The following is an 11,978-nucleotide window of genomic DNA, read 5'->3' on the forward strand; positions in this document are numbered from 1 at the left end:
GCCCCAGGCGGCACGAATGCCCGCAGCTGGGGCAGAGGCACGCATGCCCGCAGCTTGAGCTCACGTGGTGCGGCGGCCTGCTCCTGCCGGGGCTGGGTGGTCCTCTGGCGTTGAAGGCGTTCGCTGTTCCGTCAGGAACGATTCCGCGTCGGAGACGGCCTCGCGGGCCGGGAGGGTCTTGAAGACCCACGTGCGGTAGGACCAGAAGCGGAAGAGCGTGGCTATGCCGATGCCGAGGAACTTGAAGATGTTGGACTGGAGGGGGCTGTCCCAGTCGAAGCCGTAGGTGGCGGCGTAGAGGACGCCGTTCTCGATCACCAGGCCGACCGCGCTGAACAGCAGGAACAGGGTCAGTTCCTTGGTGCGGCCGCTCTTGTCGCGGTCGCGGTACGTGAAGTAGCGGAACCCGACGTAGTTGAAGACGATGGCCACCACCGTCGCGATGACGCTGGCCCGTACCACCGGGAGGTCGGTGACATGCCGTACCAGGTTGAACACGAGCAGGTTGACCAGGAGCCCCGCGCCGCCCACCGCACCGAACTTGGCGATCTCACGTACCAGCAGGTCGATGCGCTGCCGTAGCGCTTGGGGGGCCGAATGAAGCCCCGAGGAACCATGTCCCATGGTCGTGCAGGCCCCCATCGGTCGGATTACTTCAACTCAGCCATGCTAACCAGCCGCCTGCCCAAACGCTTGTGCGGCCGCACACACGCAGGGGAAAGGCAGAGGAAACCCTTGGGAAAGGCGCGGAATCCGGCCGCGGTGGCGTGACCGATACCCTGGGGTCGTGACATTCCCGGTAGTCGGCATGGTCGGCGGGGGCCAGCTCGCTCGTATGACGCACGAGGCAGGCATCCCGCTCGGCATCAGGTTCAAGCTCCTCAGTGACACCCCCCAGGATTCCGCGGCGCAGGTCGTCGGCGACGTCGTCATCGGCGACTATCGCGACCTGGACACGCTGCGCGCCTTCGCACGCGGCTGTGACGTGATCACCTTCGATCACGAGCACGTCCCGACGGAGCATCTGCGGGCCCTCGAAGCGGACGGCATCCCCGTCCGCCCCGGCCCCGACGCGCTCCAGCACGCCCAGGACAAGGGCGTGATGCGGGCGAAGCTCGACGCGATCGGCGTGCCCTGTCCGCGGCACCGCATCGTCGGCGATCCGCAGGACGTGGCCGCGTTCGCGGCGGAGGGGGACGGCTTCCCTGTCGTCCTCAAGACCGTCCGCGGTGGCTACGACGGCAAGGGCGTGTGGGTCGTACGGACCGTCGAGGAGGCCGCGGAACCCTTCCGCGCCGGCGTTCCCGTGCTCGCCGAGGAGAAGGTGGACTTCGTACGGGAGCTGGCCGCCAACGTCGTACGGTCGCCGCACGGGCAGGCCGTCGCGTACCCCGTCGTGGAGTCCCAGCAGGTCGACGGCGTCTGCGACACGGTCATCGCGCCCGCCCCCGATCTCGACCCGGCGCTCGCCCTGCGCGCCGAGGAGATGGCCCTGAGCATCGCCAAGGAACTGGACGTCGTCGGCCATCTCGCCGTCGAGCTGTTCCAGACCCGCGACGGCCGCATACTCGTCAACGAACTGGCGATGCGCCCGCACAACTCCGGTCACTGGACCCAGGACGGCGCGATCACCTCGCAGTTCGCCAATCACGTACGGGCCGTCCTCGACCTCCCGCTCGGCGACCCGCGTCCGCGCGCCAAGTGGACGGTCATGGTCAACGTCCTCGGCGGCGACTACCCCGACATGTACCCCGCGTACCTGCACTGCATGGCCCGCGACCCCCAGCTCAAGATCCATATGTACGGCAAGGACGTGAAGCCCGGCCGCAAGGTGGGCCACGTCAACACTTACGGCGACGACCTGGACGACGTGCTGGAGCGCGCCCGTCACGCTGCCGGTTATCTGAGAGGCACGATCACAGAATGAGCCCTGTAGTTGGCATCGTCATGGGGTCGGACTCCGACTGGCCCGTCATGGAGGCCGCCGCGCAGGCCCTCGACGAGTTCGAGATCGAGTACGAGGTCGACGTCGTCTCCGCGCACCGCATGCCGCGCGAGATGGTCGCGTACGGGGAGCAGGCCGCCGAGCGCGGGCTGAAGGTGATCATCGCGGGGGCGGGTGGCGCCGCCCATCTCCCCGGGATGCTCGCCTCCGTCACCCCTCTCCCGGTCGTCGGCGTCCCCGTGCCGCTGAAGTACCTGGACGGCATGGACTCGCTGCTGTCCATCGTGCAGATGCCGGCCGGTGTCCCGGTCGCGACGGTCTCCGTCGCCGGTGCGCGCAACGCCGGTCTCCTCGCGGCCCGTATCCTCGCCGCCCATGACCAGGAACTCCTCGGCAAGATGCGGGAGTTCCAGCAGGAGCTGAACGACCAGGCCGCCGAGAAGGGCAGGCGCCTGCGCGGCAAGGTCGAGGGCACGAACGGCTTCGGTTTCGGGAAGTGACGGCCGTGATCTCTCTGGACGCAGCCCGGGAACTCCTGCGCGAGTTCCCCGTCGTCGACGGGCACAACGACCTGCCCTGGGCACTGCGCGAACAGGTCCGCTACGACCTCGACGCCCGCGACATCGCCACGTCCCAGAGCACCCATCTGCACACCGACATCCCGCGCCTGCGCGAGGGCGGCGTCGGTGCGCAGTACTGGTCGGTGTACGTCCGCGCGGACCAGCCCGAACCGGTCGCGGCGACGCTGGAACAGATCGACTGCGTACGGCAGTTGCTGGCCCGTTACCCGAAGGACCTGAGGCCCGCGACGACGGCCGCCGACATGGAGGCGGCGCGCGCGGAGGGCCGTATCGCATCCTTGATGGGCGCCGAAGGCGGCCACTCCATCGCCAACTCCCTTGCCACGCTACGGGCGTTGTCCGCGCTCGGCGTGCGCTACATGACCCTCACCCACAACGACAACGTGGACTGGGCGGACTCGGCGACGGATGAGCCCGGCGTCGGCGGGCTGTCCGCCTTCGGCCGTGCGGTGGTGCGGGAGATGAACCGCGAGGGCATGCTCGTCGACCTCTCGCACGTGGCGGCGACGACCATGCGGGACGCGATGGACGCGACCCTGGCGCCGGTCATCTTCTCCCACTCGTCCGCGCGGGCCGTCTGCGACCACCCGCGCAACATCCCGGACGACGTCCTGGAACGCCTGTCGGGCAACGGTGGCATGGCGATGGTGACCTTCGTGCCGAAGTTCGTGCTCCAGGCGGCCGTGGACTGGACGGCCGCCGCCGACGAGAACATGCGCGCGCACGGCTTCCACCACCTCGACACCACACCCGAGGCGATGAAGGTCCACCGCGCCTTCGAGGAACGGCACCCGCGCCCGGTCGCCACCGCGTCCACGGTCGCCGACCACCTCGACCACATGCGCGAGGTCGCCGGCATCGACCACCTCGGCATCGGCGGCGACTACGACGGCACGGCCTTCACCCCCGACGGCCTGGGCGACGTCTCCGGCTACCCCAACCTGATCGCGGAACTTCTCGACCGCGGCTGGTCCCGCCCCGACCTCGCCAAGCTGACCTGGCAGAACGCGGTACGAGTCCTCGGCGCCGCAGAGGCCGTGTCCCGCGACCTCCAGGCGACGCGGGGGCCGTCGAACGCGACCATCGGGGAACTGGACGGCTGATCGGCCTCAGTCGTAGCCGTACCCCCGAACGCCCCGTCCACCAGGAAGCCCCCTGGACGCCGTGCGACGGTGACCGTACCCCCGGGACGATCACGACGTACGGAGCCCGCCATGGCAGACCTCCAGGACGAAGTGCACACGACGGCCGATGTCGACGGGTCGGACGGGCCGTTCGCGGACGAGCCGGGGGGCTCCGGCTCCGGGGAGTCCTTGCCGGCCGTCTCCGGGCCGGGCACCGACCCGCTGGAGCGCGCCCATGCCATCCTCGCCGCGCATCCGGTCGCCGACGGGTACAGCGGGCTGCCGTGGGCGCTGCGGCATCTGCCCTTCTACGACCTGGAGACCGGTGAGGCCGCTGTCGACACGGACGTGCCGCGGCTGCGGGAGGGGCATGTGGGGGCGTTGTTCTGGTCGCTGCATCTGCCGGAGGGGATGGACGGTGACCGGGCGGTCGGCGCGACGCTGGAGCAGCTGGATCTGGTGCGGACGGTGGTCCGTACGCACCCCGAGGGGCTGCGGCTGGCCTGTACCGCCGGGCAGGCCACGGATGCGCTCCGCTGCGGACGCGTGGCCGTGCTGCTCGGTCCCGCCGGAGCCGCCGCGATCGGTGATTCGCTGGGCATCCTGCGTTCCCTGTGCGCCCTCGGCCTGCGGGTCCTCACGCTGTCCGGGGTGTCCTGGGCGAGCGAGGCCGGGCTGACCCGGTTCGGCGAGGAGGTCCTGCGGGAGATGAACCGGCTCGGTGTCCTCGCCGACCTCTCCGGCGCCTCCGAGGAGACCGTCCGCCGTGCCCTCGTGCTCTCCAAGTCGCCCGTCCTGTGCACCCGTTCGGCCGCTCACGCCCTGCGCCCGCACCCGGCCAACCTCCCCGACGAGCTGCTCGCCGGGCTGGGCGAGGCCAAGGGCCTGTGCATGGTGCCGCTGACCGCCCAGCAGACCGGCCCGACCGTCCGCGACGTCGCCGACCACCTCGACCATGTACGCGCGCTCGCGGGCCCCGACTGCGTCGGCCTCTCCGGCACCTACGACGTCGGCACCGCCCACCCCCGCGAACTCGCCGACGCCTCCTGCTACCCGCGCCTCATCGCCGAGCTCCTTGACCGAGGCTGGACCGAGGCCGACATCACCCTGCTGACCTGGGGAAACGTCCAGCGGGTGCTCCGCGGCGCCGACTTCACGGCCCGCGCCGCACAGCAGCGCCGCGAGCCGTCGACAGCGAAGATCGCCGCACTGGACGGGTGATCACCCCTCCGGGATCACGCACAGGCAGAACGGATGCCCCGCCGGGTCGGCGAACACCCGGAAGTCCTTCTTGCCGCCCTGGTCGTCCAGGTCGAGCGGCCGTGCCCCCAGCGCCAGCACCTTCTCCTGCGCCGCGTCGAGGTCCGCCCAGTTCGGGCCCGCGTCGAAGTCCAGATGGAACTGCTGCCCGTTCCGATCCGCCCGCGGCCACTCCGGCGGCGTGTAGTCCGGCGAGGGCTGGAAGGCCATCCGGGGACCGCCGGGCACCTGGAGTACGACCCACTCCGGGTCCTCCTCCTGCGGGGTGCCGCCCGCGACCGCGGCGTAGAAGCGGGCCAGCGCGACGGGATCGGGGCAGTCGACGACGACGTTGCGGATGCGGGCCACGGGTGCCATGACGTACTCCTCCTCGGTCAGCAGGCGCACAGACAGAACGGGTGCCCCGCCGGGTCCGCGTACACACGGAAGCCCCGCGAGCGGTCCTCGGTGTCCAGCGGCTGCGCGCCGAGCGCCAGCACGCCCTGCTCGGCGGCGTCCAGATCGTCGACGGTCAGGTCCAGATGGAACTGCTGCGACTGATCGGCCGCCGGCCACTTCGGCGGTACGAATCCGGGGGCGGCCTGGAAGGAGAGCGACTGGCCGCCGGGCACGGCCAGGTCCACCCAGTCACCGTCGCCCTCCACGGTGCCGCCCAGCACCTCGGCGTAGAAACCGGCCAGTGCGCGCGGGTCGGGACAGTCCAGGACGACGACGCCCAGTTTCGCGAGAGCCATGGCTTTCCTCCTGTCGGGAGCTATCTGAGTTACCTGTATGTGCCGCTCTACCGGTAACGCGGTTACTCCATGCTCCCCCATAGGAGGTAACGTCGCAACCATGAATGACAGAACGGCCGCACCCGGCGGGCTCGCCCTCGTGGAGGCGCTGGTCAACACCGTCGACCTGGAATCCGGCGTCGACGGCCTGGAGACCGCCGAGGTACGGGACCGGTTCGGCATCACGGAACGGGACCTGGCGGACGTACGAAAGCTGCGGGAGTCCCTGCGTGCCGCCTGTCTCGCGCACGCCGGGCACCCGCCGCACCGCGAAGTGACACCGCTGGGCGAGCTGCTGGCGCGTGCGCCGCTGTACGTCGCCGTGGACGAGCGCGACGGCTCCGCGACGCTCGCGCCCGCCGACGACGGCCCGCTGCTCTCCCGGGTCGCGGGGGCCGTGGCCCAGGCGCTGACGGAGGGCACCTGGCTGCGCCTCAAAGCCTGTGAACTGCCCGAATGCCATTGGGCGTACTACGACCGCAGCCCGGGCGGACGTCGTCGCTGGTGCTCGATGCAGGTGTGCGGGGCGCGCGTGAAGATGCGGCGGTATCGCGCGAAGTAGCCGTGCCGCCGGGGCCGGCGGGCGCCCCTCGGGTCAGCCGCCCGCGAAGTAGGAGGCGATCACGCCCCGCATGAAGTTCGTGTTGTCAGTGACATCGAGGCTCACGTTGCCGGCGGCCCAGATCTCGTGGGTGCCGGGGACGAGTTCGAGTTCGCTGGTGTCGAAGTCCTGCCGCCGGTCCGCCTTGGTGATCTTCCCGGAGCGGCCGGCGACCGGCTTCGGCGCCTTGATCATGTGCAGTGCGCCGTCGGCCGTCCGGTGGAGCCCGTCGCCCAGGACGAACCCGCCCGCGCCGTCCCGGGTCCCGTACGACCCGAGGTCGGGGTTCTTGCGCAGCGCGGTGTCGAGGGGCTTCGGTGCCTTGCGCCAGCGATGGCCGTCCCAGCGCAGGGCGATGCCCGTCTCGAGGTCCTCCTCGCCCTTCCGGTACCTGTGGGTGCCGAACGTCCACACCTCGTTCCGGGAGACGGCGACGATGTCCCACAGCGAGGCATCGTCCTCCGAATCCGGCTCGGGGCGGCGGAATTCGGGCGCCGGGACCGACCGCCACTTCTTCCCGTCGAAGTGCACGGTCGCGGGCTGGTCGTCGCGGAAGCCGACCGCCCAGATGTCGTCCGGGCCGTTCGCGGCCAGCACGTTGGCCTGATCGACGGGGAGGTCCTGCCCGGTCCAGCGCTTGCCGTCCCAGTGCAGCAGATCGGCATCTGTGGTTTCCGAGCCCGCGTTCAGCGCCCACACGTCGTCGGGCGCCAGGACGGCCACGTCCGACACGCTGAAGTCCACCGATGTCGTACGCCACCTGCGGCCGTCCCAGCGCATCGCCGTCGACGTCCCCTCGAAGTCGTCGGTGCTGAACTTCAACTGGCTGGCGAACAGCCACACGTTGCCGGGTCCGGAGGCGTCCAGGTGCATGTTGGAGAACTCCGCGTCCTTCGCCCGGCCCAGCGGCAACTCGGCACGCTTCCATGTGGTGCCGCGGCGGTGCAGCAGGTGGTACTCGGTGGGGCCGTCGTCCGGTATCCGGTTGGCGAGCGCCCAGCCCTCGTCCTTGGCGGTGGCGGCCAGGTCGACCACAGCGCCGTCAGGGGACGGGCTGACGTAATCCAGGTGCCAGCGTGTCCAGCGCGGCTTGGCGTCGTCGCTTCCCTCGCTGTCGCATCCGGTCGCCGTCACCAGCAGGAACGCCGTCACCACCGCCGCGATCGCCCTTGACCCAGAGAACATGCCGGGACCGTAAGGGATCCCTTCCGGGACGGGTCCCGCGCCCGGGACGGCTAGGTCTCGTTCCTTCCGCGCGGAGCGGCCGCCCGGGAGCCCACCAACAGGAGGCACAGTACGGCGACCCCGGCGACGATCCCGGTCAGGATGAGCAGCGGGTCCAGTGGCCGGGCCGAGGCGACGGGCTGCGTCTGGGGAGCAGCCGCGGCCACCGTGGGCGAGGCGGACGGCACGGCCGCGGCGGTGGTCGTGGGCATGGCCATGGACGGGGTTGAGGAGGGCGATCGCGGCGCCCTCGCCGTCGGCCCGACCGTGGCCGTCTCGGCATGCTCGGAGTGGTCCTCCTGCTGCCCGCCCGTGCTCGTCTCCTGGTGAGTGTGGGTCCGCGTGGGCGCCGCGGAGGTGGCGGGTGCCGCCGCCCGGACCGTGATCCCGGCCGTCATGTCCGGGTGCACGGTGCAGTAGTAGCCGTACGAACCCGCCGTGCCGAACGTGAAGCTCCAGCTCTCGCCCTTGTCCAGCATGGGGGAGTGGATCGAGGCCGGGCCCGAGGTGGTCTTCACGTCGTGCGGTGCCGTGTCCTGGTTGGTCCAGGTCACCGTGGATCCGGCGGGGACGGTCAGGCGCGCGGGCACGAAGGCGTACCCCTTCATCGTCACCTGGTATGTGGCCGCCGACGCTTCGCCGGGGACGGCCACCAGGAGGGCGACGAGGGCGAGTACGGCGGACAGGGCCGCCCACCGTGCCGTTTTCACGCGAACTCCGCGGCGACCAGCAGCCGCAGCCGCGTGGCTGGGCGCAGCAGGCCCAGGCGGAACCCGGTCGCCCGGCGCAGCAGCCGGTACGGCAGCCGGGCGGTGCCCACCACGAGCAGCCGGTCGTCGGCGCGTTCCACGACGCGCAGACGCAGCAGGGCGGGGAAGAGGATCCCGCTCAGCTCCAGGTCGCCGGTCAGCTGCAGCCGCCGTCCGCCGTCGAGGGGTTCGATGTCCTCGGAGGTGAGCGCGACCGGGGCGTCGGCCCGGTCGAGGCCCTCGAACTCGAAGCGCAGGGCGGGGCGTTCGGAATCGTCGGGCACGGTCAACGCGGCCGAGGCGAGGGTGATGCGCCGACGCCGGGTGGGCAACGGGCCGTACCAGGCGGTGAGTTCGACGAGCGAGCGGCCGGGGGCCACGGTGTACCGGCCGGGCAGCGGCAGGGCGGACGCGGTGCCACGCGACTGAGGCGGGGGCGGGACGGTGGGCAGGGTGACGGTCGTCATCCCGGATCTCCTTGAAAGCGGTTCCCGAGCTATGGCGGAGTTGTGGAGAATGGGGCGGGCGCCGGTCCGGCCGACTGAGCCTCGGCCGGACCGGCGTCCGCCTTCGGGGGAGGGTCAGCAGTTGGTGGTGAGGAAGTCCGTGGTGGGCGTGAGCATGTGCTCGGCCCAGACGGTGTGCATCTTCACGTAGCTGTCGATGTCGAGCAGATCGGTGATCTGCTGCCCGAGCGACTCCTCCAGGTGGGCGGAGTTGACGTGTGCAAGGAACACACTGAGCGTGCTGTCGAGCACGGTGCTGCCATCCTCGATGGCCGGCTTGAGGATGCTCTCGACCCACACCGTGTGCATCTTGATGTACGAGTCGAGCGCCAGCGCGTCCTGGACCTGCTGGCCCGGGGACTGCTCCAGGTGCGCCGAGTAGAGGTGCTGGAGGATCGGCAGCAGCACGTTCTGGACGCTGGCGCACTGCTCGTCGCCGCCGTCACCGGTGCCGCCCGTGGCCGTCGGGGTGGCCGTCGGCCCGGTGGTCGGGGTGGCGGTCGGCGTCGCCGTGGGGGTGGCGGTGGGGGTCGATGTCGGCGTGGCCGTGGCCGTGGGCGTCGGCGTCGAGCCGCCGCCGTCGGAGGCCGCGACCACCTTCACCGACGCCACCATGTCCGGGTGCACGGCGCAGTAGTACTCGTAGGTCCCCACCTTGGTGAAGGTGTACGACCACGACTCGCCCTGCTCCAGCGACCCCGAGTCGAAGGAAACCGGGGCCTTCGTCGTGGTGACCGTGTGCGGCGCGCTGTCGTGGTTGGTCCACTGGACGGTCTGGCCGACCTCGACGACGAGTTGCTTCCCGTCGCCGTACTTGTAACTCATGATGTCGACCTGGTGGTCGGCGGCAGCAGCAGCGGCGGGCTGGGCCTCGGCGGCGGCAACGGGCGCCTGAGCCGCGCCCGCTGCCTCCTGGGAGGCTGCCGTGGTGGAACCCGAGGCCGCCAGCAGCCCGAGGCTGAGGACGGCAGCCACGGCCGCACCGAGTCCCGCGACGAGCAGGGACCGGTTCCCGATCGGCGGCCTGCGCCGCCGGTCACCGGTCTCATTACTACTTTTCACTTCAACTCCTATTGTTTCTAGGGGAGTTCAGCGGCCGGGATCGGCCGTGACCAGCAGACTCGTCACGGCGAGTACGACGAGGACGAGCCCCGTCTCCGCCGCGACCGAGACACCGAAGGGCCGCACGGTGGCGGCGTCGCCGCGCAACAGCACGGCGAGATCGAGGCGGGTGCGCACCCACTGGCGGCTGCACTGGGCGGCCGCCAGGACGCCGCCGAGCACGGCTGTCTTGACCAGCAGCAGCTGTCCGTACGAGGTGTGCAGCAGGGCGTCGTACGACCCCACGACCTGCCAGGCCAGCACCAGCCCTGCGGCGGCGATCGCGGCGACGGAGACGGCCGCGAGCCGTGAGTAGCCGGGCACCACCGCCGCGAGTTCGCCGGGCTCGCGGCGCGGCAGTACGGCCAGCGTGAGCATCGCCAGGCCGCCGATCCACAGGGCGGCGCCGAGGAGGTGGACGAGATCGGCGATCGCGCCCCAAGTCGGCTCGCTACCCTCAGAGTTGTGGCCCCGCATGCCGGTCGTGCGGAGCAGTCCCAGGGTCACGGCGAGAGCGCCCACGCGCCAGCCCGGTGAGCGGGACGTGCCCGCACCGCCCTGGAGCAGCGCGCTCAGCACCACGGCCGCGAGCACCCACAGCAGTCCGCGCGCGGCGAGTGCGATGCCGGGCTCGGTGGTGAGGACGTCCGCGTACGTCGCCGGGCGCAGTACGTCTCCCAGGCCGCCGAAAGGTGGGGGTCCCCCCGCGCGAGCGAAGCCGAGCGTGGGGGAGTACGCGCCCTGGAGTCCGATCGCCGCGACCGTCGACAGCAGTCCGCCCGCCCAGGCCAGCGTGAGCAGCGCCCGCGCCCGGGGTTCGTCCGCGCCGCGCGGCCACAGCAGCGCGACGAAGGCGAGCCCTCCGATGAACAGGGCCAGCGAGAGATAGCCGGTCCAGCGAGCGGCGACGAGGCTCTTCCGCACCGGGGACGAGGGAGAAGGTGCGGTGGCCTCGTCGCCGCGGTCCTGGGCGACGGCCGCCGTCCCCGCCGGCCCTGCGGTGCTCTCCGCGCTCTCGGTGCGGACGGTGAAGGTGAGCCGGCCGGAGGAGGCGTGGCCGTCCTCCTCGTCGACGACGGACCAGACGACGGCGAGTTCGCCGTCCGCGGGACGGCCGAGGGACACCCGCACGGTGTCGTTGCCGCCCTGCGCCGCACGGGCGACGGGGAGCCGGTCGCCGTCGAGCGTCATGGCGCGGACGTCGGCGAGGTCGACGGGTTCGTCGAAGACGAGGGTGAGGTGGTCGGGGGCCCTGGTGAGTTCCGCGCCGTCCTTGGGGGCCGAGCGGACCAGCTCGGTGTGGGCGGCGGCGGGGGCAGAGCCGAACAGGCCGTAGAGGAGCGGTGTGAGGAGGAGCAGGAGGAGGGCGCGGCGGCGGGTCGTGCGGCTCATGGGGTGGCCTCCGGCGGCGGGGAGGCGTTGGTGATGCCGAACAGTCCGGTGCCGGTGCCCGAGATGCCGAGCAGTCCGGTGGGGGTGACGAGTCCGACACAGGGGGAGCCGGAGGGCTCGGGGGTCTCGTCGTCCGTCTCGTTGCCCGTGCCTTCGTCGGTGCCGTTGAAGAGGCCGAACAGCGGCTCGGTGAGGCCGGTGAGGACGGGTGCCACGAGGCGCACCTCGCCGTTCTGGCAGGTGTCGTCGCCCTGCGGCGGCTCCGTGGGCGCGGAGCCCGATGGGGACGGGGAGGGGGAGGGCGTGGTGCCGGGGCCGGGCGAAGCGGTGTGGTCGTGTCCGGAGCCGTCGCCGGTGTGCCCCGCGCCGCTGTCGTGCCCGGCGTGCGCGCCGCTTCCGCCGGGCACCGGCACCACCCCGCCGCCCACCGGAACCTCGGAGCCCGGAACTCCGGGCCCGGAGTCCCCGGGAGCCGGCGTCGTGCCGCTCGGCGGAGCCGTGGCCGCGGGCGGCGACGGAGGGGGAGCGGCGGCCTCGACAGCGCCGGGGACGGAGGAGGGGCCGATACCCGACGCGTACCCGAGCACGATCACCACCGCCCCGACGAGGGCCCCCGCGACGAATTCGTCCCGGTGGTCTGTCGGCCACTGCGCCTTGCGGAACAAGGGCATGATCACCCACTCCTGGCATGGTCTGGTCATTCCCGTCAGTGAATGGGGACC

Annotated in this window: 14 protein-coding genes; 5 read left to right on the forward strand and 9 right to left on the reverse strand. The window is 71.5% G+C overall.

Annotated elements, in window-relative coordinates; translation table 11 throughout:
- Positions 1-60: 60 nt before the first annotated feature.
- On the reverse strand, positions 61-624 hold the full coding sequence (locus OG828_RS29670) for a GtrA family protein (protein ID WP_328440276.1): 564 nt from the start codon (positions 622-624) through the stop codon (positions 61-63).
- A gap of 163 nt (positions 625-787) precedes the next feature.
- Here OG828_RS29670 and OG828_RS29675 point away from each other — a divergent pair, with 163 nt between their 5' ends.
- From OG828_RS29675 to OG828_RS29690, 4 genes are all read left to right on the forward strand, one after another.
- On the forward strand, positions 788-1,927 hold the full coding sequence (locus OG828_RS29675) for a 5-(carboxyamino)imidazole ribonucleotide synthase (RefSeq protein WP_328440277.1): 1,140 nt from the start codon (positions 788-790) through the stop codon (positions 1,925-1,927).
- A 20-nt stretch (positions 1,928-1,947) separates the two neighbouring features.
- On the forward strand, positions 1,948-2,445 hold the full coding sequence (purE, locus tag OG828_RS29680) for a 5-(carboxyamino)imidazole ribonucleotide mutase (RefSeq protein ID WP_210576562.1): 498 nt from the start codon (positions 1,948-1,950) through the stop codon (positions 2,443-2,445).
- Positions 2,446-2,450: 5 nt separating this feature from the next.
- Positions 2,451-3,629 carry a dipeptidase gene (locus OG828_RS29685; RefSeq protein ID WP_443062442.1) on the forward strand — a complete coding sequence of 393 codons (1,179 nt, stop codon included), beginning with the start codon at positions 2,451-2,453 and terminating at the stop codon, positions 3,627-3,629.
- Between the two features lie 111 nt (positions 3,630-3,740).
- Positions 3,741-4,871 (forward strand): dipeptidase, encoded by a 1,131-nt coding sequence (locus OG828_RS29690; protein ID WP_328440279.1) that lies wholly within the window; start codon positions 3,741-3,743, stop codon positions 4,869-4,871.
- Here the strand turns inward: OG828_RS29690 and OG828_RS29695 are convergent, their stop codons facing one another.
- Entirely contained in the window at positions 4,872-5,267 is a 396-nt protein-coding gene (locus tag OG828_RS29695) for a VOC family protein (RefSeq protein WP_328363359.1), read from the reverse strand.
- Positions 5,268-5,284: 17 nt separating this feature from the next.
- Entirely contained in the window at positions 5,285-5,644 is a 360-nt protein-coding gene (locus tag OG828_RS29700) for a VOC family protein (protein ID WP_328440280.1), read from the reverse strand.
- Between the two features lie 100 nt (positions 5,645-5,744).
- Here OG828_RS29700 and OG828_RS29705 point away from each other — a divergent pair, with 100 nt between their 5' ends.
- Entirely contained in the window at positions 5,745-6,245 is a 501-nt protein-coding gene (locus OG828_RS29705) for a CGNR zinc finger domain-containing protein (protein ID WP_328502852.1), read from the forward strand.
- 33 nt (positions 6,246-6,278) lie between these two features.
- Here OG828_RS29705 and OG828_RS29710 read toward each other — a convergent pair whose 3' ends face one another.
- The 6 genes from OG828_RS29710 to OG828_RS29735 form a co-directional block, all read right to left on the reverse strand.
- Positions 6,279-7,469 (reverse strand): hypothetical protein, encoded by a 1,191-nt coding sequence (locus tag OG828_RS29710; protein ID WP_328440281.1) that lies wholly within the window; start codon positions 7,467-7,469, stop codon positions 6,279-6,281.
- 50 nt (positions 7,470-7,519) lie between these two features.
- A complete protein-coding gene (locus tag OG828_RS29715) occupies positions 7,520-8,218 on the reverse strand; it encodes a plastocyanin/azurin family copper-binding protein (protein ID WP_328502853.1) in 699 nt (232 codons plus the stop codon).
- Positions 8,215-8,724 (reverse strand): hypothetical protein, encoded by a 510-nt coding sequence (locus tag OG828_RS29720; RefSeq protein WP_328502854.1) that lies wholly within the window; start codon positions 8,722-8,724, stop codon positions 8,215-8,217. The genes OG828_RS29715 and OG828_RS29720 overlap by 4 nt, the downstream gene beginning before the upstream one ends.
- Positions 8,725-8,838: 114 nt before the next feature.
- Positions 8,839-9,825: a cupredoxin domain-containing protein gene (locus OG828_RS29725; RefSeq protein WP_328440284.1), complete on the reverse strand. Its 987-nt coding sequence runs from the start codon at positions 9,823-9,825 to the stop codon at positions 8,839-8,841.
- A gap of 27 nt (positions 9,826-9,852) precedes the next feature.
- The gene (locus OG828_RS29730; protein WP_328363379.1) at positions 9,853-11,256 is read right to left on the reverse strand and encodes a copper resistance CopC/CopD family protein; all 1,404 of its coding nucleotides are present in this window, start codon (positions 11,254-11,256) and stop codon (positions 9,853-9,855) included.
- A complete protein-coding gene (locus tag OG828_RS29735; protein ID WP_328502855.1) occupies positions 11,253-11,957 on the reverse strand; it encodes a hypothetical protein in 705 nt (234 codons plus the stop codon). The genes OG828_RS29730 and OG828_RS29735 overlap by 4 nt, the downstream gene beginning before the upstream one ends.
- Between the last annotated feature and the right edge of the window lie 21 nt (positions 11,958-11,978).

It is taken from the genome of Streptomyces sp. NBC_00457, assembly GCF_036014015.1.
Classification (GTDB): domain Bacteria; phylum Actinomycetota; class Actinomycetes; order Streptomycetales; family Streptomycetaceae; genus Streptomyces.